Source organism: Bacteroides intestinalis (assembly GCF_003464595.1).
GTDB lineage: Bacteria > Bacteroidota > Bacteroidia > Bacteroidales > Bacteroidaceae > Bacteroides > Bacteroides intestinalis_A.
Window position 1 is genome coordinate 156,088 of record NZ_QRZF01000003.1, and the last position, 25,753, is coordinate 181,840.

At 40.0% G+C, this 25,753-nt stretch carries 10 protein-coding genes; all 10 read left to right on the forward strand.

What is annotated here, in order from left to right; genetic code table 11:
- Window positions 1–538 precede the first annotated feature (538 nt).
- The 10 genes from DWW10_RS05440 (at window position 539) to DWW10_RS05485 (ending at window position 25,737) form a co-directional block, all read left to right on the forward strand.
- On the forward strand, window positions 539–3,718 hold the full coding sequence (locus tag DWW10_RS05440) for a SusC/RagA family TonB-linked outer membrane protein (RefSeq protein ID WP_182021354.1): 3,180 nt from the start codon (window positions 539–541) through the stop codon (window positions 3,716–3,718).
- Window positions 3,719–3,754: 36 nt separating this feature from the next.
- Window positions 3,755–5,884, forward strand: coding sequence for a RagB/SusD family nutrient uptake outer membrane protein (locus DWW10_RS05445; RefSeq protein WP_118421480.1), 2,130 nt, complete (start codon window positions 3,755–3,757; stop codon window positions 5,882–5,884).
- A 17-nt stretch (window positions 5,885–5,901) separates the two neighbouring features.
- Complete coding sequence (locus DWW10_RS05450) at window positions 5,902–6,672, forward strand: DUF3823 domain-containing protein (RefSeq protein ID WP_118421481.1); 771 nt, start codon at window positions 5,902–5,904, stop codon at window positions 6,670–6,672.
- A 395-nt stretch (window positions 6,673–7,067) separates the two neighbouring features.
- Complete coding sequence (locus tag DWW10_RS05455; RefSeq protein ID WP_118421482.1) at window positions 7,068–10,757, forward strand: glycoside hydrolase family 2 protein; 3,690 nt, start codon at window positions 7,068–7,070, stop codon at window positions 10,755–10,757.
- 47 nt (window positions 10,758–10,804) lie between these two features.
- Window positions 10,805–13,402 carry a xylan 1,4-beta-xylosidase gene (gene xyl3A / locus DWW10_RS05460; protein ID WP_118421483.1) on the forward strand — a complete coding sequence of 866 codons (2,598 nt, stop codon included), beginning with the start codon at window positions 10,805–10,807 and terminating at the stop codon, window positions 13,400–13,402.
- A gap of 31 nt (window positions 13,403–13,433) precedes the next feature.
- Window positions 13,434–16,835 carry a PA14 domain-containing protein gene (locus tag DWW10_RS05465; RefSeq protein ID WP_118421484.1) on the forward strand — a complete coding sequence of 1,134 codons (3,402 nt, stop codon included), beginning with the start codon at window positions 13,434–13,436 and terminating at the stop codon, window positions 16,833–16,835.
- A gap of 46 nt (window positions 16,836–16,881) precedes the next feature.
- A complete protein-coding gene (locus tag DWW10_RS05470; RefSeq protein WP_259320418.1) occupies window positions 16,882–19,701 on the forward strand; it encodes a glycosyl hydrolase family 28-related protein in 2,820 nt (939 codons plus the stop codon).
- A gap of 282 nt (window positions 19,702–19,983) precedes the next feature.
- Window positions 19,984–22,884: a glycoside hydrolase family 2 protein gene (locus DWW10_RS05475; RefSeq protein WP_118421486.1), complete on the forward strand. Its 2,901-nt coding sequence runs from the start codon at window positions 19,984–19,986 to the stop codon at window positions 22,882–22,884.
- Window positions 22,885–23,043: 159 nt separating this feature from the next.
- Complete coding sequence (locus tag DWW10_RS05480; RefSeq protein WP_118421487.1) at window positions 23,044–24,336, forward strand: glycoside hydrolase family 99 protein; 1,293 nt, start codon at window positions 23,044–23,046, stop codon at window positions 24,334–24,336.
- A gap of 3 nt (window positions 24,337–24,339) precedes the next feature.
- Complete coding sequence (locus DWW10_RS05485; RefSeq protein ID WP_118421488.1) at window positions 24,340–25,737, forward strand: sialate O-acetylesterase; 1,398 nt, start codon at window positions 24,340–24,342, stop codon at window positions 25,735–25,737.
- The last annotated feature ends 16 nt before the right edge of the window (window positions 25,738–25,753 follow it).

The window sequence follows — 25,753 nt, forward strand, 5'->3', positions numbered from 1 at the left end:
TTGTGCACAGGATAATATTTTAAAAAACGAAGGATACTAAAAATACTTAACTTAAAAAAAGCATATGAAAAATACAAGTTAACTGAAGGCATATCCTTTTACCTAATTTAGGTTTCTTCAAAGGATAGTATGAATTTATAAAGTTGTCCATTGAAATCTGGACGGTTAAAGATAAATTGGGTCTACCAGAACCACTTCGTTCTTTGTCATTTTGAAATTAGCTTTATTGAAGAGATCAGATAACAAGTAAAGGAGGATTTCTAAATTATGTATTGCATAACTTTGATTAAATTTTTCCAAATTATTTAGAGGAATATATTTGCTAAGTTTTGAATGATGCGCTTTACTTTGATGAGCTTGCAATAATATGCTAAGTTCAGATATACTTTGTCAGTTTGATAATTGACTGAATCTTTAAGAGTTGATTCTGATCTTTAGATAATTGCTTAATTTCTAAGTGCTTCAAAGATTGTTTGAGGGTCTCTAGTGGTTACTAATGATGTGATTTATTATGAAAAACAATTTTAAAAGTGAATTTATGAAACACATGAAAAATGAAAGAAAAATTACCGACCCAGGTAAGTATACCTGGTGGTGTATGTTAGCGGTGTTTTTGATGATTTTTGTTCCTTTACAGGCACAAAATCTTCGGAGTATATCAGGACAAGTCGTTGATGGTACAGGTCAACCGATTATTGGTGCTAATATTACAGTTGTTGGTAACAAAGCATTAGGTACTATTACTGATGTTGACGGTAATTTTAATCTTAAAGTTCCTACAGGAGCAACGTTGGATATTTCTTATATTGGTTATACAACAAAACAAGTGAAGTTGGACAATAGAACTTCTTATAACATTGTTTTGCAAGAAGATTCAAAATTGTTGGATGAAGTGGTAGTAGTAGGATATGGTACGCAAAAAAAAGCTACTATAACAGGTGCTGTGTCTGCTGTGGATAATGATGAGATTATTTCTACTAAAAGTAACAATATCCAGAATATGTTGACAGGTAAATTGCCGGGTGTTCGAAATATACAAAAGACATCTGAACCTGGACAGTTTACTAATCAGTTTGATATTCGTGGTTTGGGTGCGCCTTTGCTGATTGTAGATGGTGTGCCACGTGGAGATATGCCGCGTATGGATCCGAATGATGTTGAAAGCATTTCAGTTTTGAAAGATGCATCGGCCGCTATTTATGGTGTTCGTGCGGCTAATGGTGTTGTGTTGATTACTACTAAAAAGGGAGAAAAGGGAAAGGCTAAGATTGAGTATTCAGCTTACTATGGTATTCAAACGCCGGCTGAAATATTGCGTCCTCTTCGTTCCCGTGACCGTGCTATTCTGTATAATGAGACTACTATGCGTAGCACTACTAATCCTGTTTTAACATACGATGACTTGTATTTCGAGCAATTGGCGAATGGTGAAATGGCCGATACAGATTGGTATGATGCAGTTTTGAAGAATACTGCTCCCCAACAACAACAAAATGTCTCTATCAGCGGAGGTAGTGATAAAATAGACTATTATGTTAATTTTGGTTATAATGATCAAGGTGGTTTCTTCCGTACTAACTCTGCTAACTACCACCGTTACAATTTGCGTACCAACTTGAATGCTCAGATTACAAAGAATTTGAAAGCAGGTGTCAAATTGAATATGATTATGGATGAAACAAATCGACAACAAATGTCAAGCTGGGAAGTTTTCAAGATGCTCTGGCGTTCACGTCCTACAGATCCGGTGTATGCTAATAATACTGATCCTTATTTCTATCACCCAGATGTAGAGTTTAATCCGGCTGCTGTTATTCGTCCTGATCTGGCTGGATATGTAAAAGATAAGAAGAATATCTTTCAATCTAATATGCAGTTAGAATATACAGTTCCATGGATTAAGGGTTTGACAGCTAAAGGTATGTTTAGTTATGATAAAACTTATAACGACAATACTAATTATAAGCAGGAGTATAATGAATACCGCTACAATTCTGTTACAGAGCAATATGAAGTAGCTGCTACTCGAAATAGTAAAACAGAGTTGAAACGTGTGTTTGATACTTCTTATTCTACATTATGGAATGTACAATTGAATTATGACAATACATTTGCTGAGAAACATCATGTGGGTGCTATGATGCTCTATGAAGAGGGATATAGCCAAGGATATGATTTCAGTGCAAAGCGCTATTTCGAGATTCCCATTCCTTATCTGTTTGCTGGTAATACCGAGAACCAGGAAGGAACAGGAGGAGGTTTGTCAGAGAGTGCTTCTAGGGCTTTGGTTGGTCGATTTAACTATGATTATGCTGGTAAGTATATAGGTGAATTCTCTTTCCGTTATGATGGATCATCTAAATTTCCGAAAGGTAAACAGTGGGGATTCTTCCCAAGTGTGTTGTTAGCTTATCGTATTTCAGAAGAAGCATTTCTTAAGGATAATCTTCCTTTTATTTCTAACTTAAAGATAAGGGGGTCTTGGGGAAAGCTTGGAGATGATGGCGCTTCTGCATTCCAGTTTATTGAAGGATATGATTATCCTCAGTCATATCATAATAGGCAAAATCTTCCGAGAGGATATGTATTTGGTAACACATTTACCAATGCGCTTGGATTTAGAAATGCACCGAACTTGGATTTGACTTGGTATACATCTACCATGATAAATGTTGGTGTTGATGCTGATTTCTGGGATGGTCTTTTTGGCTTTTCTGTAGACTTTTTCCAACGTGACCGTGATGGCTTGTTGGATACTCCAAGTATCGTTGTACCAGCCACATTTGGTTCTGGTATTTCTCAAGCTAACTTGAACTCGGATCGTACCAAAGGTTTTGAAGTTGCTTTGCGCCACAATCATCAGATTAATCAGTTTAGATATAATGTAGGGCTTTCTGTACAGATGACTCGCAGTATGTGGACGAAAAAAGTGATGCCTGAGCGTTCTAATTCTTACGACTATTGGCGTAATAATTTCATCAATCGTTATAAAGATATTTGGTTTGGAAAAGGTTCAAACGGCCAATATCAATCGTATGATGAAATTGCTAATTCAATTTACTCTAATGCAAATTCACTTCCTGGTGACCCGATCTATGAAGATTGGAATGGTGACGGTGTTATCGACGATGCGGATAAACATCCTATTGCTACAACTACAAACAGTGATAATAATGGAGGACTTCCCGGTACCAATCTTAACAATGCCCGTAACTATCCTCTCATGAACTTCAGTTTGACATTAGGTGGTCAGTGGAAATGGCTTGACTTTAACTTGTTGTTCCAAGGTGCAGCTATGTCTTATATTGGTTATGGTGAGCAATTGTTGAATCCGCTTTCTTGGGATGGAAATGCTCTTGACTTATTGTATGACAGATGGCATCCGGTTGATGCGAAGAAAGATCCGTATGATCCAACTAATAAATGGGTTTCTGGTTGGTATCCATATGGTAAAACCAGAGCAGAAGAAACCTCTGAGTTTAATTTGCAGAATGGAGCATATCTGCGTTTGAAGAGTGCAGAACTCGGTATTACCATTCCAAAAAATCAACTGTTTGGCCGAATTGGAATTAAGAATTTACGTGTATTCGTAAACGCTTATAATGTATTTACTATTACAGGTGTAAAGGGACTTGACCCGGAAAAACCCTCTGAAACATACGGTTATCTTTATCCGTTGAGTAGAACTTACAACTTCGGAGGAACTATCACATTCTAATAGAACTGGATTATAAATATGCTAAAGATAAAAGAAATGAAAAAAATACATTGGATGGCAGTTGCGTCACTGCTTTCGCTCAGGCTACTTACCTCTTGCGTTGATTTGGATATTACACCTACATCCATTGTTACGGCCGAGGATATATATAATGAAAAAGGTATTAAAGCTTACATGGCAGGTATGTATAATCACTTGCCTATGGAAGATTATCACTATGATACGAATTCTGACGGTACGGAAATTGGCGGTGGATATTATGTTGGTAATGGATTAAGTGTTTGGACTTTTTGGAATTCTACCGGTGAAATGGTTAATCGTAACAATACTGGTATGACATACCACCGAAGTGGTTACTGGGGAGGTGGATTTAAAGTAATCCGTCAAGCGAATACGTTGATTACAAATCTACCTAACTATCCGGAATTAGCAAGTCAATCAAAATCTTGGATTGCTGAGGCTAAGTTTATCAGAGCTTACATCTATTTTCAATTGGCTAAACGCTATGGAGGATTGCCGAAAATATTTGAACCACAAACTTTGGATGCTAATGATGAATCGAAGTTATGGGTAGCACGCGAAAGCCATGCCGATACGTATGATTTTATATTGCAAGATTTGGATGAAGCTATTGCGGATCTTCCTGAAACTAGTGAAGCTGGTCGTGCTAATAAATACGTGGCAGCTACTTTAAAGAGTCGTGTAGCATTACATGCCGGTACTACAGCTCGTTATGGATCAGAAAAATTTCAAGATTGGGAAGTGGATGGAGTATTGCTTCAAGGTATTCCCAAAGAAAAGGCAAATGGCTATTTCCAACAGGCTTGGGATGCTGCGAAACTTGTGGAAACTGGTGGACAATACGAACTTCACAGAGCCAATGCTGATAAAGAAGCTAATTATGCCGAAGTATGGGAAAAGGCTGATTCTAATAAAGAATCTATTTGGTTGCGTAAGTTTGACTTCAATATGAGTGTTCACTCTTATAATTCTATGATGTGTCCACCTCGTATGGCATCTGAAGGTGGGGACCGTTTCAATCCGACTCTTGACTGGGTAGAGTTATTTGATGGACTACCTTTAGATGATAACGGACATTTCAGTGCTTTTGATGAAGAGGGTAATTACTTGGTATATGATAACTGTCAACAGTTGTGGGAGGGTGTAGAACCACGGCTTAGAGCTAATCTTTTGATACCGGGAAGACTTTATAAAGGAGGCATAAAGTTAGATTTGCGTGCTGGTATTATAAAAGAAGAATATGATCCGGCTGTAGATGCGTTCAAGAAAATTACCGTTGATGATGGAGCTGCTGAAAGTAACCTTAACTCTTCTTCAATGTGGAATAAGGGTGTTTATACAAAGAATCCTTTCCGTGAACGTACTTTTATCGATTGGTCTACGCAAGGGTCAGCGGATCAGCAGGATCCATACCTTCGTTCGGATGGTGTAAAGATATTCAAGAATGGATTGGACGGACCGAAGATTAATGGAAATACTGGTTCTAATACAATTACCGGTTTCTTTGGTCGTAAGCACTTGGATATTACTGTAGATAAGGCGTCAACTGTACATCAGACTTCTACTCAGCCTTGGATTGAAATGAGATATGCTGAGGTATTGCTTAATCGTGCAGAGGCAGCTGTTGAATTAGCTCAAAACGGAGTGGCATCTTACGGTGGCACAGATATGCTGGAGGATGCTTTCAATTGTATCAACGATTTACGTGATCGTGCTGGAGCTGATTTGCTGAGTAGTCCGAGTGAACTTTCTACTGAAGCTGCTTTTACCAACTGGTCTAATCCTGGTCCTAAAGGACAAGGTGGATTTGTTGAAGCACCGACTAGGGGCTTACAGATTGTCCGTGTAGAAAGATATAAAGAGTTGGCTTTTGAAAGTAAAATTTATTGGGACTTGCTTCGCTGGTTTACATTTGATACACAGATTCGTCAGTATCGTCGTAGAGGACTCTATTCATTTATGTTCGCTAAAGGTGCTACTGTAGATGAAAATGGTATTCCTGATGGTAAGTACATCTACGATGCCAAGTCTTGTGAAGAAGGAAGTGGTCGAGTTAATTTTGGTGCTGTAAATAGGTATTATGAAGGAATTCCGACTAACGAGTTGAAGAACAATCCTTTGTTGCAAAAGAATAGAAATCAATAACTTTAAAATGCAATAATATGAAACTCTTAAATAAATGTATACTTTTCGTTTTGTGTGGTATGTTGGCTACATCTTGCGAATTAGATAATTATGACGAACCAGATGCTACGATTCAAGGTACTTTGTACGACCATAATGGCCAGCCGTTGCAGGTAAATCACGGATCGGGATATATCCGAATGCGTGAGATTAGTTGGGGGGCCGGAAAAGAAAATGCGTTCATTGGTAACCAAACATTGAAGGTACAACAGGACGGTACATATCGTAATACAAAGTGGTTTGCAGGTGAATATCGAATGCTCCCTTATGCTGGAAATTTCTTTCCGTATGATGATGAGCTGTTAGATGGTGATGATGCAGGTGAATTGGTTAATATATCTGGTACTACCACGAAGGATTTCACTGTGACTCCGTATCTTACCATCGAGTGGGTGAAAAAGCCAACAATTACAGCAGATAATTATTTGGAATGTTCTGTTCGTTTCAAGAGAAATCAGAAAGCTGGATATGAAATGCCTGATTTGCGTGAATCTTATTTGCGCATATCTCGTTCGGTGAATGCTTCTGCTTTTGATGGTCAGCTGTTTCAAACTAAGAAGACGATAACTAATGATATGGAAGGACAGGAGATCACATATCGTACAGATATGCCATTGAAATATACAGGTATTGACTATTGGGTTCGTGTATCAATGAACTGCCAGACAGCTACAGGAAAACCGGAAACAAACTATCCTGGTATGGGAGCTGAGAACTTTACGACAATTGAAAAGATACATGTACCTTAAATCTTAGATTCCGGAGGAAATATTGAATTGTCCGGATATCAACAGATACAAAGCAAGTTGATTTGAAATTGAATTGAATAAGTAGTTAGGTAAGGAGGGTATTTGTTTCCGAATAAGTGCCCTCCTTCTTTTTATCTGTTAGTCTTGCCATAGTACTGGCAAGGTTTTGCCACTCCTATGGCAATACTTTGCCAAAGGGATGGCAGAGTATTGCCAATAAGGTGGCAAAACAACAAGAATAATACTCTTTTTTAGTCCTGTATTATCTTTAATTCTCATTGATGAAGATCGCTCAATAAAATTAAGTACTTTTTAATGCCTAATTAATTGTTTATTTGGCTTTCTGTTAATGGGGCAGGACTACTTTTGTAAAACTATAATTTATATTTTATATTATGAAGATTTTTAATACGGCTTTTTGGACCGCTGTATGTCTTTGGATTTCATCATCCGGGTATGCGCAATCTGAATGGAAGACTGATTTTTCCAATCAACAGGAAGTCTTAAAAACGATAGGGAGAGGTGAGTGTGGAATAATCGATGGCGTGTTCCACTCTAAAGGCTCATATGCATGTTTTGGTAATCCGGAATGGAGAAACTATACGATGTCTTTCAAAGCGCGCGCTCCCCAAGAAGCAGAACAAGTTCAAATTTGGGCTGGTTTCCGTGCCTACAACCGTTTTGACCGCTATGTAGTTGGTTTAAAAGGTGGTTTACAAGATGATTTATACCTGATGAGAATGGGATATATGGGTACTGATGAATTTATGGGAGTTCGCCCGTTAGGATTCCATCCAGTGCCAGGTCAGTGGTATAAATTAAAGGTAGAAGTATGTGGTAGTCGTATTCGCATTTTCTTGAATGATGAAAAAGAACCACGTATGGATATTACAGATAAAAATAGCAATTTAGCACCCTCCGGTCCTGTGACTTTGGGAGGAGGTTGGATTGAAACTGAGTTTGATGACCTTGTGGTTACTCCTCTGAAAGAGGATGCATTGAAGGATGTGAAGGTTGCAGAATATCGTAAGGTAGTAACACCACAAGAGAAGGAAAATAAGCGTCAGCTTGAGAGAGCAAACTATACCTCTGTTAAAGTGGGTGAACTGGAGGAAGGACGCACGGATATTTCGTTGAATGGAAATTGGCTTTTTATGCCCGAATATCAGTTGGATAACAAAGAAAAAGCAATATCTACTACAACGGATGATAAAGATTGGCATGTAATGTCTGTTCCTAATTTCTGGAATCCTATTCGTATTTGGTTACATGGCGAGACTATGCCTTCACCTACAGGAGCTCAGCCTAAAGGAGTTTCAGATACATACTATCAGCAAGAAACAGAACGTTGTGAAGGTTATACTTTTGATTATAGGAAAACAAATGCAGCCTGGTATCGTCAGTGGGTGGAATTGCCTGCTAATATTGAAGGTAAGAACATGACTTTGACTTTCGATGCAGTTTCAAAGGTAGCGGAGATTTATATTAATGGGGAATTGGCTGGCTCACATATCGGTATGTATGGTGAAATACAGGTAGATGGAAGCAAGTTACTGAAACCTGGAAGAAACTTGGTGGCAGTGAAAGTGACACGTAGAGCAGATGGCAGTTCTTCTGAAAGTGGTAGTGCTGCTATTGATTTTTTCTATTCTTCTGTTCGTGAAAGTGAACAAGAAGGCGGAAAAGTGTCTGTAAAGAGTAATATCCTGAAAGATATTGCCCATGGCTTTTATGGTGATGATCCTGCAGGTATCTGGCAACCGGTGAGGTTAACTATTACCAGTCCGGTAAAAGTAGAAGATGTATTTATAAAACCAACTTTAGAGGGGGCTACTTTTGATTTGACAGCGAAGAATCATGGCAGTAAGAAAAGCCAGTTCGATCTCTATACTGATGTCATAGATAAAGAAACCGGTTCACTACTTTACAGTGGCCTTTCTCTGCCTAAACTGATACTAAATGCTGGTGAAGAGAAGGTGTTTACTTACAGTGTGAATAATTTGAAACCTCGACTTTGGACGCCTCATCATCCTAATTTATATGACTTCCGCTTTCGTTTAGTTGCTGCCAAGGGTGCTGAATTGGATTGTATGACAGAGACTTCCGGTTTCCGTACTTTCGAAGTAAAAGAAGGATTGTTTTTCCTGAATGGTAATCGCTATTGGTTACGTGGTGGAAATCATATTCCGTTTGCTTTAGCTCCAAACGATCTGAATCTGGCCAATACTTTCATGCAATTGATGAAGGCTGGTAATATGGATGTCACTCGTACACATACCACGCCATGGAATAAACTCTGGATGGGAGCTGCTGACAAAAATGGTATTGGGGTTAGCTTTGAGGGTACATGGCCTTGGTTGATGATTCATTCTACGCCGTTACCCGATGCAAAACTTATTGAGATGTGGAAAGAAGAATTTCTCCGTCTGTTGAAAAAGTATCGTAATCATCCTTCACTACTCTTTTGGACAGTGAATAACGAAATGAAGTTCTATGATAATGATAATGACTTGGAACGTGCTAAAGAGAAATACCGTGTAATTTCGGATGTTGTGAAAGAAATGCGCCGTATAGATCCTACACGTCCAATCTGCTTTGACTCTAATTATCAGGCTAAAGGTAAGGATAAGAAATTTGGAACTGACTTTATGAATAGTATAGACGATGGAGACATTGACGATATGCATGGTTATTATAATTGGTATGATTTCTCTGTATTCCGCTTCTTCAATGGTGAATTTCAGGAACGATATAAAATGCCGGATCGGCCGCTCATCAGTCAAGAAATGTCAACTGGATATCCTAATAATGAAACAGGGCATCCAACACGCTCTTATCAGTTGATTCATCAGAATCCACAATCATTGATTGGTTATGAATGCTATGATTTTTCTGATCCGAAGTACTTTCTTACGGCGCAGTCGTTTATTACAGGTGAATTAGCCGAGACGCTTCGTCGCTCCAATGACCAAGGATCGGGTATTTTACACTTTGCATTACTCACCTGGTTCCGTCAGGTATACGATTATCAGAAAATAGAGCCGTATCCCACATACTATGCTCTGAAGCGTGCTTTGCAACCAGTGCTGGTAAGTGCCGAATTGTGGGGGCGCAATCTGTATGGTGGCGATAAACTTTCTACGCGTGTTTATGTAGTAAATGATCGCGAGGATGGTACAGAGCTGAAACCAACTTTGCTGCGTTGGGAAATTCTGGATGAAGCTGGAAAGAAACTAGTTTGGGGGAGTGAAGAAGTTCCGGCAGTGAAACATTACGAACGTCATTATATTGAACCAAATATTCAGTTGCCTACCAATTTACCAGCTGATAAGATCAACGCTAAATTAGTATTAAAGTTGACAGAGAATGGATTACCTGTATCTGAAAATGAATATCATTTAGTGTTAGCTCGTAAATCCTGGAATATGAATCAGATCTCAGAAGGTAAGAAAGTGGTTCTTTTGGATAAGGATGGCATGAAAGATAAACTTGATTTCTTACATGTAAAATATCAAATGGTATCTTCTATAAAGGAATTGGTTAATTCTAAACTGAAAGCTGACCTTTGCATTATCTCAGGATTGACTGAATGTGTGGATGAAGAAAAGGAATTAATTCGTTCTTATCAGTCAAGGGGTGGGAAGCTTCTTTTGTTGAATAGTAAAGAGGTTGCAAAAAACATCTATCCTGAGCATATCACAGGTTGGATTATTCCGACAGAAGGTGATATTGTGAATATGGAACGTAATGATGCTCCTGTGTTCGATGGTATTGATGTATTGGAACTACGTTATTTTAACAATAATAAGAGAGAAATCCCCTTGGCTTGTAATGCTACTTTGAAAACGAACCGGAATGAAAATTTGATAGAATTGGCAGGGCAGATGAAGATACATGCCTATATTGATGGAGGAAAACCAGAAGACCGTATTCGTAAGATAGATTCGATGAGGGGCTTTACTTTACTCCAGATAAAGGATGGAAAGGGATTGACTACTGTTTCTACAATGTGTACGGAAAAGGCTGATACAGATCCGATAGCAGGAAAATTATTGGTAAATATGATATCAGATTTGTTGAGATAGCGGATATTAACATTTAAGTCTGTTTAAACTATTACAGTCAAAATACTATGATGAAGAAATATCTTGTAACTTTTTGTTTGAGTGCTGTAGCCATTTGGGCTACAGCACAAAATGAGCCTTATAAAAATCCGAGTTTGTCACCTTCGGAACGTGCTTGGGACCTATTGAAACGAATGACTCTGGAAGAGAAAATCAGTCAGATGAAAAATGGTTCTCCGGCTATTGAACGTTTGGGTATTCCAGAATACAATTGGTGGAATGAAGCACTACATGGAGTAGCACGTGCTGGAAAAGCAACTGTTTTTCCGCAGGCAATAGGGCTTGCTGCTACTTTCGATGATCAGGCTGTTTATGAAACTTTCGATATTGTTTCTGATGAAGCCCGTGCCAAATATCACGATTTCCAGAGTAAAGGCGAACGAGATGGTTACAAAGGATTGACATTTTGGACCCCGAATATTAATATATATCGTGATCCACGTTGGGGACGAGGTATGGAAACTTATGGTGAAGACCCCTATCTTACCTCCCAGATGGGATTGGCTGTAGTAAAAGGTTTACAGGGTGATGGTGCTGGGAAGTATGATAAAACGCATGCTTGTGCAAAACATTATGCGGTACATAGCGGCCCTGAATGGAACAGACATAGTTTTGACTCCAAAAATATTTCCCAACGTGATTTGTGGGAGACGTATTTGCCTGCTTTTAAAGCTTTGGTGAAGGAGGGAAAAGTGAAAGAGGTGATGTGTGCCTATAATCGTTTTGAAGGAGAACCATGTTGCTCGAACAAGCAGTTACTGATTCGTATCTTGCGTGAAGACTGGGGATATGACGATATCGTTGTTTCAGATTGTGGAGCTATTGGAGACTTTTATTACCCTAATCATCATGAAACCCACCCTACAGCAGCTGCAGCTTCTGCTGATGCGGTTGTATCCGGAACGGATTTGGAATGTGGCGGTAGTTATTCTTCTTTGAATGAGGCTGTGCAGAAAGGACTGATTTCAGAAGAAAAGATCAACGAATCTGTGTTTCGTTTATTGCGTGCTCGTTTCCAGTTAGGTATGTTTGATGATGATACGCTCGTAACTTGGTCCGAAATTCCTTATTCAGTGGTAGAGTCAGAGGAACATGTGACCAAGGCTTTAGAAATGGCGCGTAAAAGTATGGTATTGTTGACTAATAAGAACAATGTCTTGCCATTGAGTAAGTCTATTCGTAAAGTAGCGGTATTGGGGCCTAATGCTAACGATTCAGTTATGCTTTGGGCAAACTATAATGGTTTCCCAACCAAATCTGTTACGATTCTTGAAGGCATTAAGAATAAACTTCCAGAAGGAGTAGTGTATTATGAAAAAGGATGCGATTACGTGAATCCCCAAACTGTATTCAGTTATTTTGACTGTTGTTCCTATAATGGTAAGAAAGGATTTAAGGCAACTTTCTGGAATAATAAAAAATTGGAGGGGGAAACTGCTGCAGTTGGTCACTTTAGCGAGCCGCTTAATTTTGGTAATGGTGGTAATACCGTATTTATGCCGGGGGTAAAGCTGAATAATTTCTCAGCACGTTTTGAATCGGTATATATTCCGAAAGAATCAGAAGAAGTCTCTTTTATTATTTCTGCCGATGACGGTTCACGTTTGTATATTGATGGCAAAGAAGTATATTCAGATTGGCATGACGGACCTGCAAAAGAACAGATATATACTCTGAATGCAGTGAAAGGTCAAAAATATAAGGTCGTATTAGAATATTTTCAAGCTGGTGGAGAAGCCTCATTGAAGTTTGATATAGGTATCAAAAGAGAAATAAATTATAAAGAAGTGGCGGATAAAGCGGCGGAAGCAGATGCTATAATCTTTGTTGGTGGTTTGTCTTCCTCATTGGAAGGTGAAGAAATGCCTGTGGATCTTCCCGGTTTCAGAAAAGGTGACCGTACCAATATTGATCTGCCGCGTGTACAGGCCGAAATGCTGAAAGCTCTGAAAAAGACAGGTAAACCGGTAATTTTCGTAGTATGTTCTGGTAGTACACTAGCATTACCTTGGGAAGCTGAGAATCTGGATGCGATTCTTGAAGCATGGTATCCAGGTCAACAAGGTGGAACGGCTGTAGCCGATATCCTGTTTGGCGACTATAATCCTGCCGGACGTTTACCACTTACTTTCTATGCTTCAAACAATGATTTACCCGACTTTGAAGATTATGATATGAGTAACCGTACCTATCGTTATTTTAAAGGTAAAGCTTTATTTACTTTTGGACATGGTTTGAGCTATACTACTTTTGATTATGGTAAGGCGAAGGCAGATAAAACGGTCCTTCGGATAGGTGAGGGGATGGTTTTAACAATACCATTGAAAAATACAGGTAAAATGGCTGGTGACGAGGTTATACAAGTCTACTTACGCAATACAGGTGATAAAGAAGGTCCCATTAAAACTTTAAGGGCTTTTCGCAGGGTCAACTTAAAAGCAGGTCAGGCAGAAAATATACGTTTTGAATTACCTGTCTCAACATTTGAATGCTTTAATCCTGCAACAAACCGAATGGACATTCTTCCTGGTAAGTATGAACTACTTTATGGAGGGACTTCGGATGAGAAAGTCCTACAAAAGTTGACAGTGACATTGAAAAAGTAAAATATGTTCTCCTATAATCTTTAATACTGATATGAATAAATATTTCTCACTGTTTTTTGTCTTTTATCTGCTTTGTGGCTTTTCTGCCAATGCAGGAGAGGGAAGATATACTATCCCATTGACGGGAAGTGGCTGGTCGTTATGGTTTGATAAAGAAGCAGAGTGGCAGAATGATCGGCTTTATCTGCCTAATGAAATCACAGACTTGTCTATACTACCTGTGAATGAACCCACGGGTGGTTGGCAAATCTTAAATCATAATCCTAATGCTGTTCCTGTTGAGGTGCCGGGTACGGTAGAGGAATATCTTACCAGTACTGATAATCCTCGTCCGGAACACTTCCGGGGAGTTAGCTGGTGGTACCGTAAAATCAAGATTCCGGCAGATCAGCAGGAGAAACGCTTTATCATCTATTTTGAATCAGTCCGTATGCGTGCGGAAGTTTATCTTGATGGTAAGTTGGTAGCTTATGACTTGATTGGTGAGACTCCCTTCCATGTAGATATTACTGATGAGGCTAAACCTGGTACAGAGCAGTTATTAGCGATACGTGTAACTAATCCCGGAGGAAATTTCCATTGGCAGGATTTCGATATATTGAAATGGGGAGAGTACAACATTCCTCCTGCAAGAAGTTTCAGTGGAATAATTGGCAGAGTTAAGTTGGAAAGCGTGAATCCGGTTTTCATTTCTGATATCTATATGCAGAATACTCCAGAACTGACTAAGGTGAATGCAATCATATCTTTTACCAATGAAACACTTTCCAGCGTGAAACAGAATGTAGAACTGGTAGTGAATGAAAAGGCTAATCCCGATAAAGTAGTATTCCGACAAACTTTGAAGAATCTCTCTTTTCCTGTAGGAAACCATGAAGTAACAATTCCTGTTAATGTTCCAGACGCCAAACTATGGGATCTTTCTACTCCTGAATTATATACATGTAATGTACAAATAAAGAAGGGTAAGAAGACGCTTGACCAAGATAAGAAAGATTTTGGATTCCGTTGGTTTACTGTTGATGGAATTGGTAAGGATGCAGTATTGCGTTTAAATGGACGGCGTATTATGTTGAAAAGTGCAATCAGTTGGGGATATTTCCCTGTGACAGGATTAATTGCAACAACTGAAATGGCCGAGAAACAAGTGCTTACAGCTAAAAAACTGGGGCTGAATATGCTGAACTTTCATCGTTGCATAGGTAGTCCTGTTGTTCTTGAAAAGGCTGACGAGCTAGGGCTGCTGTACTATGAAGAACCGGGTTCTTTCCATTCGGCTAATCATGATCCGTTTATCCGCACTATAGTAAATGAGAAGTTGAAGCGAATGGTTTATCGTGATCGTAGCCATCCGAGTTTAGTTATTTTTAACCTGATTAATGAATTTGGTGGTCCATTGACGAAGGATAAGGCACTTGTAGCTAAACGTATGAATGATATGCGTGAGGCTCATGCCGTAGATCCCAGTAGAATTATGACATTTACATCGGGTTGGGCAGGAAGTGAAGATAAGGAAGAGGACTCAAAAGCGCATATGTTACCTTTTGACACCACTTTATATAGAAAAGGCTGGTTTGATAATCACCGTGCAGGAGGACCGGAAACTTATATAGAAAGCTATTATAAAGGTCCTAAAGACAATCTCATGTATACCACTAATTGTACGGAAGTATATATGAGAGGTGAGGAAGGAGCCATTTCTACTCCTCCACGTATTCAGTTGATTCATGATAAAGTTGAGAGTACAGGTAAAACTGGTTGGGATGGACTTTTCTGGAAGAGTCAGTATAAAGCTTTTACAGATTATTTTCAGGCTAAAGGACTTACTAATCACTTTGCTACTCTTGATTCTTTAACTCGTGCAATGGGGAATGTCTCTTTTGAGCATCAGGGAAGACGTATAGAAGGTATGAGAATGCAAAATCTTGGTGATGCCTATATGGTAAACGGTTGGGAAGCAATGCCTTATGATAACCATTCTGGTATTGTGGATATATATCGTAATCCTAAAGGCGATGCTTCTATATTAGCATACTATAACCAGCCGCTATATGTAGCCGTGGCCTCACGTAATCAAGTGGTTAAACTTCCTGGTACTGCAACGGTAGACTTTTATATTGTAAATGAGAAAAACTTGAAGGGTGATCATACTCTTGAGATTAAGGTGATTGCTCCCGATGGAAAAGTTGTTTATACCCAAAATGAAAAGGTGAATATCGAAGGGGGAGAGACTTTTGGACAGCTTCTATTGGAGAATGTAGAAATACCTATTGATAAAACAGAAGGTACTTATCATATAAAAGCTAATATAAAAGCCAGCAATCAGCAGATATGTGCCCAAGGGCACGATGAAGTAGTTGCCGTAAGTTGGGAAGCTACTGATTTGGCAGGTAACGGCGCGTATTACGGCGGTGAAAATGATAAAGTTGCTGCTTTCTATAAAGAAACTACCGGTAAAGAACTTCCGGTTTTCACACCACAACAGGCTGCATTGGATTGGCTCATTGTCAACCGTTCATCATTGGATGCTCCGGTAGCTGTTGCTCCTAATTACTTTCAGGATAAGACGGGAAATTCTACTTTGAAAGTTACTTGGTATTATGATAATGATATGAAGTCTGTTGCCTCTGTAAAATCTGATACAGAGATTAACCGGACTTTTGTGGGAGGTGCCCAACCGGATGAATCCGTTCCGGCTAACCAACCTTTTTCCGTTGTGTGGGAAGGTGACATATATCCACTTGAGTCAGGACAATATTTACTGGGAGTGGAGACGGACGGTGGTGTGCGTTTGTATGTTGACGGATTACAATTGATAGATGACTATAATAATAATTCTCTGATAAAGCAAAACCGGCCGGTTGTTATGGAAGCAGGTAAGCCGGCTAAAATCCGCTTAGAGTATCGACAAGGTGGTCAGGGGGGTCAGATACAATTGAAGTGGTCTCAGCCAAGTGCAACTACTATTGCTCCACAAAAATTGTTTGATCGTGTGAAGAATGATGGAACTACATTGATTTTGCTCGGTGCAACTGAAACTTGGATGCAAGCTGTAGCAGAGTATACAAATACTGTATATAGTGGTTATTACAATGTTGGAAAGAATTGGGTTGGTGGTATTCATTTTGTAAAGGAACATCCTTTGTTCGATGGGCTTCCTGTGAATGATGCTCTCAACTGGCCTTATCAATCGGTAGTGAAAAATGGTGACCGTAGATTTGGTTTCCGTATGCAAGGAGAAGATTTGGTGGTTGGTTCTTATCGAAGTACGCCATTTGAGTTGGGAACAGCAGTGGGAGTTATTCCATGTGGAAAGGGAAAAATAATATTCTCTTCATTGGATATTGTAGATAATTTGGATGATCCTTCCGGACCGGCAGAAGTGGCTCGGAAGATATTGTGTAACTATATTAAATACTCTTTATATCGGTAGTCTTGCCACTTTATAACAATCAATAATTATGAATCGAAATTGCAGAATGACAAAAGTATTTCCTAAGTTGTGGATAACGGTTTCAATAACTCTGATGACAATGTTTCCCATGAACATTGCTTGTGCGCAAACAAAACAGCAAGCTCCACAACAAAGTATTAAAACCATTTATCCAACAAAGGATTGGGTTATATCTGACTTTGTTGTGACCGAGTTTGGAGCTAAGGCTGAACCTGGATTTGATAACAGGGTTGCCTTTCAGGCGGCTATTGATGCCGCATATAAAAGTGGTGGAGGTGTGGTATATATACCTGCCGGAAATTACGAATTCCGTAGCACACAAGTTGGTACTAAAAATGTCAGAGTTCGCCAAGGTCGTTCGGAAACAAAGACAGATTTCCATTTCGAGTATGTTTTACGTCTCCATCCTGGTGTACAGCTACGGGGAGATTGGGCTGATCCGGAATCTAATAATGGAAAAGTCCTTGGAACGATTCTCGAAGTGCGTGTCGGTAAAGATTCACCGAATTATGATGGAAGCGTTGAAAGTTGGTGGAACGATGGCCAAGCGGGAAATGCACTTCGCACAACCTATACAAGCATAGCTGATAGATTCATAGAAATGAATGCGGGAACCGGAGTTACCAATCTTTCCATCTGGTATCCTGAACAAGATATTAATAATGTAAAGCCATATCCATGGACGCTGTTTCAGACTCAGGGAGATTGTGCTACGATAGAGCATGTTACTCTTGTGAACTCTTATAATGGTTTCAATTCTGCACCAAGTGAGTTGCATTATGTTTTGAATAGCTACATGACTGCTCTGAATAAAGGTATTGAAGTGCATGTATGTACTGATATCGGTCGTATTGAAAATGTCAGTATAAGTCCTAAGTATTGGGCTAATTCAGGTCTTCCGGGATCTCCCTCTCTTGCTGCTGTAACAGCCTATACAAAAGCGAACGGAACAGGGTATCAAATGCATCGTTCGGACTGGGAATATGTTTCTTACCTGTATGTCTCAGGTTACAAAACTGGTGTGTGGATAGGACGTGAACCCGGCTTTGCCGATGCACCGAATGCTCAGTTGTACGAGGTTCATGTAGAAGATTGCGGAAACGGATTGTATGTTGAGGATGTCAACCCTTATGGTATACTTATTTCCAACTCTTCATTCAGTGCCAATAAAGGGGATAATGCTGTGTACTTTTACAAGGATTTTAGTACTTCCGTACAATTCAATGGAGTGGATTTCAGTGGAGCTATCGTAGGTGATGGTGAAGATGGGGTCGTATCGTTTGAAAGTTGTACATTTGGCGAATACAGTGATTATGCCCTTAAGATGAATAGCGGTAATGTATTGCTATCTCAATGTGATTTTAAAAAGAATATCGGGCATATATATCTTGGCGCAAATATGCATACTTTGAAATCTGTTAATTCAGGCTATAAAGGCAGGCTGAAGATTGATAATCAAAGTACTTCTGCTAAAGTTGAAGTTGTCACAGGGCAAAAATATGCTTTCGCCCCCATTCCTAAAAACATAAAGACAAATATAGACGTACATCCAAGGCCGGCATCAGATAAAGTTTTGAAAGCAGATTTAGCGAAAGCAACAGGTTTTAATAATAATCGTCCGGTAAAAGATATATCAGCAGAACTGCAATCTGCATTAGATGCTGTGAAAGCTGCTGGTGGAGGTACGCTTTATCTACCAGCTGGTAGATATTTGGTGGATAATCCTATTAAAGTTCCTTCGGGAGTGGAATTGAGAGGGTCATGGGATGTACAGCATCATACACAAAGTGGAGGGACTGCCATATTCACCAATTATGATGGTGGAGCTGCGGGAGAAAATGGTTCTTCGCTCATACAACTTGAAGCTAATGCGGGTATCAGAGGTATTACGCTGGCACAACTCAATATTGCTTCTGACGGTTTCAGTGTTGATAATCCGAGAAAGACTCCATTCTTGATACAGGGACAAGGTCCAAAAGTGTATATTATTAATGTAACTATAGCTGTAGGTGATAAAGGTATAGACTTGGCTTCATACGATACGAGTGGACACTATGTCGATTACTTGGGCGGTGTACCTTTAAGGGCAGGCATTTGGGTTGGCGGTGGAGCCGAAGGGGGATTCATTCGCAATATGCAGCTAAATCCTCACTATGGATCAAGGCTTCCAGAAGGAGGGCAGGGATATCCGGCAGTATTTATGATGCGTTTTGTACAATCCAATTGTAGTGCACTTAAATTTGCAGATGTTAAGAATCAGACTATTTTCAATAACTTCGTTTATGGTTCGGTATACGGAATACATTTTCTGAAAGATGCAATAACAGGCAAGTATCCGGGGGAGATGACTGTTATTGGGCATGGATCTGACGGATGCACTTATTCTTTGTTTGTGGAAGATGCAGATAAGAATACTAAGATAGTTGCTATTAACTCTGAGTTAGTTAATACAAAGATTCCGAATGAACCGGTCAGATCATATGTTCTTATGGGAGATAAAGTCAATACTGATAAAGTACATCCAGATGCTAAACTAATCTTGTACAATAGTGCATTTTGGGGTAGTCCTGTTTTTGGAGCAATCATAAACAATGGTATTGTATCCTTTCAACAAGCTAACTTCTCCCGTTCCGGTACACAAGGGGTAGATGTTAGAGGTGGAAAAGCACATGTGTTCACTTCTTATTTCGCTCAAAAAATAGTAGAGGGAACTAACGGAAGTGAAGGGTATGCAAGACTGGGTATTCAGGGCAAATCGATAGAGTTTACCAATAATTATTATATATCCGGCTTCCGGTTTAATAAGTCTGGAGAAGGGCTGATTTATGGTTCCGATAAGAAATAAGTGTTGCGAGACGGTAACTTCATTTACATGCTGAGGTAAAGGTCGTTACATACCGAGGTAAAGAGCATTACAATAAGTGGTAAAAGTCGTTACATGCCGCGGTAAACGCTTTTACATCGTAGGTGAATTAATTGTAAATGCTATTTGTTGATAATCAGTGAACTAACGAAGTGTATTGGCAAGGTTAATTCGTTTCTACTCAAGAATGAATTAATTTTGCCAACGCTGTTTTAAATATTTGATACCTATTGTGTTATCTTTAATTTTTTAAGTATGCCAGTTATGACTAATAATATTTCATTTAAGTGCTGCTTGTTGGGAGTTATTTTCTTGTTTTGGGGAGTAGTTGATCTTATATCTCAAACGGTAGTGTTTCCACGTGATTTTTCACCAGCTGAGGGCTTGGTCACTATACAAGAGAAACCTTTTCGTGACGAAGTATGTTTGAATGGACTTTGGGAACTGCAATGTGTTCCCGTGCCCTCTTCTTGGAAAAGTGGCTCCGGAGTAGCTCCTGAACTATCGTTACCACAACCAGATAAATGGGAAAAAGTAAAGATAAAAATTCCTTCTGCCATTAATGTAAACGACTGGGGAAGAGGTAGCAATGTAGGGGATGGTACACAAAAGCCCTACGTCCCGAGCTCCGTTTATTTTCCAAGTTATCCGGAACATTGGAAGCATACCCGTATGGGATGGTTGAGGAAGAACTTCCGTATTCCGGTAGAGTGGGAGCAGAAGCGTGTTTTACTTCATTTTGAGGCTGTTGCTGGAGACTGTATTGTTTTAGTAAATGGTCAGGAAGTGGGAAGCAATTTTGACTCTCATCTTCCTTTCGATTTGGATATTTCCAGCTATATTAATCGTGATGCAGAGAATGAACTGTTGGTAGGTGTTCGTCATACAAAATTATTTGATAAGTCGCATCCTTTATATAAGAAAATGGGAGCTACTTATCCTACAGGATCTAATACGGATGATTTGATTGGCATCTGGCAAGATGTATATTTACTTGGAGTGCCGGAGGTGAGGATTACAGACGTGTTTGTGCAACCTTGGGTAGATAAGAACGAACTAATATTGGAAATAGCAATGACTAACCTTACTCCAAAGAATAAAAAAATCACTTTAGGTGGAGTGGTGAAAGAATGGGTCAACCATGCTGGTAAGGATGTATTGACAGCTCCTGAAATCAGTTGGAGCTTGGGAGAAACTGTGCTTACCATACCTTCTGAATTCGTAATACTTCGGGCAGGAGAGAGTAAAACGATTACGGTCCGTCATCAGGTGAATGATGTATTGAAATACTGGACTCCTGATACTCCTTATCTATATACTTTGCTGCTGAATGTAAATGATAAGAAGCAAACCTATGATTGTAAAGCCACCCGTTTTGGCTGGCGTCAGTTCAAGATAGTAGGTGATGAATTTCAGTTGAACGGCAAAAAGATACAGTGTTTTGGAGATATACAACATCCTTTCAGTGCTTATATCTGTTCACGCCGTTTTGCGTATGCATGGTATCAGATGATAAAAGATTTCGGCGGGAATGCAGTTCGTCCACACGCACAACCTTGGCCACGCGTCTATTATGACCTGGCAGACGAAATGGGATTGATGGTATTGGATGAAACGGCTTTATTCGGCAGTTCCATCCGGTTGAACTTTGAGGAGGAGCTAACCTGGCAACGTTCGCACGAGCATCTGAAGCGGTTAATCTTGCGCGATCGCAACCATCCGTCGGTGATAGGTTGGAGCGCAGGGAATGAAACATTCGCTATAGCCCTGCTGAATAAACCGGAAAAAGAAGTAGCTGCTGTTTGGGATGACAAGCTGGTAGATTTGACATTGAGTGCCAGGAAATCTGATCCTACTCGCGACTTTATTACATTGGATGGTGACCGTGATATGGAAGGACGCCTACCAGTGTGGAGTAAACATTTTGCGCATGGCCTTAAGTTGGAAGATCTGCCTCGAAACCTGAATAAACCTCTGATTGTAGGAGAATCAGGTGCTACTTATTACGGACGTCCCATTCAATTGTATCCCTTTGTAGGCGAAAAAGCTTTCTTGTCTTATGAAGGCCGAAGCGAAGCATTGGCGATAGATGTCTATCAGAATGCAAAGCAAATGGCGCTTCCTTATCTGTCTTACTATTCTCCGTCTGAGGTCTGCTGGTTTGGTCTGGAACACATGAATCTGGGATATCATCATTTTGAGCGTTTGCCCAGTCTGACAGATGGTATTTTTGCAGGAAAGCCTTATGAAGAAGGAAAACCCGGTTACCAGTATGAGCGCATACCGCCTTATATAACTACGTTTAATCCGGGATTAGATCCGGAACTTCCTTTGTATAAGCCTCTCCCTATGTTTAATGCTCTGAAAGCTGCATTAACCGGCGGTACATGGACACCTTATCAAGAAGTGAAACACCCGGCAAAGCCTGAGTTCCCTCTTCCGCTTTATGAAGTTGCCTGTCTGTTTGGAACGGTACAACCGGAACTGATTGATTTCATAACTCGGGCAGGTATTTCTCTGACCGATATGCCCCAAAAAGCAAATTTATGGATTATAGATGCCGAGGTTGTGACAGCTGAAGACTTACAGAAGATACAACCGATATTGAAAAAGTGGCAGAAGAAAGGTGGAATGCTGCTTGCCTTAAGCTCCGGTGCAAAACTGAGTGAAGCCTTCTGCAACTGGTTGCCGGAGGAAGTGAAACTGACAGATCGTCGGGCTTCTGCTTTGGAAACCGATAAGAATACCTCTTGGGGAAGCTATTTTGAACTTCCCGATTTGTACTTCAGCGAGATGGATGGTGATCGTTACATTCTGAAACAGGGATTGGCGGGCGCATTGGTAGAAAAAGGGAATGCCATATTCCGGGCGTCACGTACAGACTGGAATTTGTTCAACAATGTACCCGAACATTGGAAGTGCGCTCAGGTAGTACTGTATGAAGCTATGGAGAAACCCGAAGGTACTGCTTTGGTCACTTATCCTTTAGACAAGGTCAATCTGGTTCTTTCTGCTATTGATTATCATTTGTGGACGAAAGAGACAGATGTTTTCTGGAGAACCTTGTTCAAAGTGATGGGGATTGATATAGATAAGAAAGACGTTCAAAATAGGAATGCAAAGAAAAAAGAGCATGATTTATTGATGGATGGCCCTACAGATTGATAAAAACGCTATTAATGTTTCATTTTAATTGAAAATTAATTGTCAGATAAGCGCAATGTACCTGAAGGTTTAATTTCCCACCTTTACTTTTGCAGAAAGATGAAAGAATAAAAACTGGTAGAAAGTTTTATAAATAATAGATATAAAAGATAATTCATTATGAGGAATAAGTTATTCGTTACATTGGGTATACTGGGTATGAGTCTGTTGGCTTATGCCGGCCCCAAACACTCTCAGGAAACTTCTTATCCAAGTTACAAAGGATTGATTATGGCGGGGTACCAAGGATGGTTCCGTGGACCGCAGGATGGGACCAATCAGGGGTATGGTCATTATGGCACCGGAAAACTTTTTGATGAAAAACATTGTACCATTGATGTATGGCCTGATGTAAGTGAATATCCGAAAACGTACGAAACTTCCTTTAAACATGCTGATGGAAGAAAAGCGCATGTGTTCAGTTCGGCGGATCAATCTACTGTGGATTTACATTTTAAGTGGATGAAAGATTATGGAGTAGATGGGGTGTTTATGCAACGTTTTGTTGGGTATACCCGTGGTAATCAGGAAAACTCTGTACCTAACCGCATCTTGGCAAATGCTTTGGAAGCTGCTTCGAAATATGACCGTGCTATAGCTGTAATGTACGATCTGTCCGGATTGAAGAAATCTGGCGAAGACTGCTCGATGATTATTGAAGACTGGAAGCGTCTGGTGGATAAACTGAAAGTAACGAATCAAGTGGGTAAAAAGACTTATTTACATCATAATGGCAAGCCTGTTGTAGCAATCTGGGGTGTTGGTTTCCCCGACCGTCCCTATAATGTCAGGAATATCGGCATGGAACGTTTAATTGACTTCCTACAAAATGACCCGGTATATGGTGGTTGTACGGTTATGTTGGGTGTTCCCACTTTCTGGCGGAATTTAGAGTCAGATTGTATTAATGATCCTTATTTGCATACAATAATTAAGAAAGCTGATATTGTTTTACCATGGACAGTTCAGCGCTTTTCTCCTCTGTTACATAACGATATGGACCGTTATCGTGATTTGGTTATTGGAGACATTCGTTGGTGTAAAGAGAATGGAGTAGACTATGTTCCTGCCGTGACTCCAGGATTTAGCTGGCATAATCTCAGTAAGTTGGAGTTCCCGGATGATGTGAAGCCTGTCGGTAGTATTCCGCGTCAAGGAGGACGTTTCTATTGGCAACAGCTTTCAACAGCAATGATGGCAGGGGCTGAAATGATATATGTTGCTATGTTTGATGAGGTGGATGAAGGTACTGCCATATTTAAATGTACGGAAGATCATCCGGTTAGTGATACAGCCAAGTTTATTGATATGGACGGACAGCCTTCTGATCATTATTTGTGGCTGACGGGAGAAGCTGCCCGTATGCTTAGGAAAGAAATACCATTGACATTTAAGCTGCCTGTAAGAAATTAAGCTATGAAACGATATCAGTTGATGATGGCTTTACTTGCATCCTTACTGTTTCTAACAGAAGGGATGCAGGCTAAAATAACATTACCCGCTTTTTTCTCGGATGGAATGGTGTTGCAACAACAAAGTTCTGTTGCTATTTGGGGAAATAGTGATAAGAAAAAACAAAAGGTCACGATAAAGACGTCATGGAACCAAAAGAAATGTGCGACAATCACTGATGAATTGGGGCAATGGAAAGTGAGGGTGGAAACACCTGTATATGGTGGTCCTTATAGTATAGAGGTAAGTGATGGTGAAACGGTAACTATTAATGATGTATTGATTGGTGAAGTATGGCTTTGTTCGGGGCAGTCTAATATGGATATGCGTGTAGGCGGGCGTTATAGCGACCCGGTGATTGGTTCGTTGGATGCTATAGTCACTTCTGAAAATCCTGAAATCCGTATGTTCATGGTGGGAAGTAAGATGACTTCCGCACCCCTGACTGATTGTGAAGGTATTTGGCAAGAAGCTTCTTCTGAAACAGTTCCCGACTTCTCGGCTGCCGGATATTTTTTTGCACGTAAGCTGAATGAGGTACTCAGGATACCGGTGGGGATTATCCATGCCAGTTATGGTGGTTCGCGGGTAGAGGCTTGGATGAGCAAGGAAGCGATAGAACCTTACAAAGATTTAGAGGATGTACACAATGCTTCCATTCTCTATAATGGAATGTTGAGTCCGGTTGTAGGATATGGTATACGGGGTTGCCTGTGGTATCAGGGAGAAGCCAATGTAGATGCTCCCGATTTGTATACCCAATTGTTTCCGTCATTGGTAAATGATTGGCGGAAGAAGTGGGGAATGGGAGAATTACCTTTCTATTATGCCCAGATCGCTCCATTCAATTATAATAAAGGTGAAGGAAAAGGAAAGAATTCAGCTTACCTGCGAGAAGCTCAAACAGCATGCTTGAAATTGATTCCTTCATCCGGCATGATCATTCTGACTGATATTGGCGATGCGCGTACTATACATCCGATGGAGAAAGAAGCGGTAGGCAATCGCTTTGCATATATGGCGTTGGGGCGGACTTATGGTAAGAAAGGTTTTCCTACTACCGGTCCGTTATATAAGTCTATGCAGACGGAAGGAAATAAGATAACTCTGTCGTTTGATGAAATGGGTAAGGGGTTGACTACGTATCGCCAACAATTGACAGGGTTTGAGGTAGCCGGTGAGGATAAAGTATTTCATCCTGCCAATGCACGTTTTGGCAAGGATGCACAAACGGTTATTGTTTCAAGTCCGGAAGTGGAACAGCCGGTGGCTGTACGGTATGCTTTTAAAGATTATATAAAAGGTACTCTTTATAATATGTCCGGTCTTCCGGCATCTTCATTCAGGACGGATAATTGGTAATATATACGAATAAAAT

Excerpts from the sequence above, each read along its gene's own strand:
- DWW10_RS05440 (WP_182021354.1), top strand. The coding sequence starts at position 539 with ATGAAACACATGAAAAATGAAAGAAAAATTACCGACCCAGGTAAGTAT.
- DWW10_RS05445 (WP_118421480.1), top strand. The coding sequence starts at position 3,755 with ATGAAAAAAATACATTGGATGGCAGTTGCGTCACTGCTTTCGCTCAGG.
- DWW10_RS05450 (WP_118421481.1), top strand. The coding sequence starts at position 5,902 with ATGAAACTCTTAAATAAATGTATACTTTTCGTTTTGTGTGGTATGTTG.
- DWW10_RS05455 (WP_118421482.1), top strand. The coding sequence starts at position 7,068 with ATGAAGATTTTTAATACGGCTTTTTGGACCGCTGTATGTCTTTGGATT.
- xyl3A (WP_118421483.1), top strand. The coding sequence starts at position 10,805 with ATGATGAAGAAATATCTTGTAACTTTTTGTTTGAGTGCTGTAGCCATT.
- DWW10_RS05465 (WP_118421484.1), top strand. The coding sequence starts at position 13,434 with ATGAATAAATATTTCTCACTGTTTTTTGTCTTTTATCTGCTTTGTGGC.
- DWW10_RS05470 (WP_259320418.1), top strand. The coding sequence starts at position 16,882 with ATGACAAAAGTATTTCCTAAGTTGTGGATAACGGTTTCAATAACTCTG.
- DWW10_RS05475 (WP_118421486.1), top strand. The coding sequence starts at position 19,984 with ATGACTAATAATATTTCATTTAAGTGCTGCTTGTTGGGAGTTATTTTC.
- DWW10_RS05480 (WP_118421487.1), top strand. The coding sequence starts at position 23,044 with ATGAGGAATAAGTTATTCGTTACATTGGGTATACTGGGTATGAGTCTG.
- DWW10_RS05485 (WP_118421488.1), top strand. The coding sequence starts at position 24,340 with ATGAAACGATATCAGTTGATGATGGCTTTACTTGCATCCTTACTGTTT.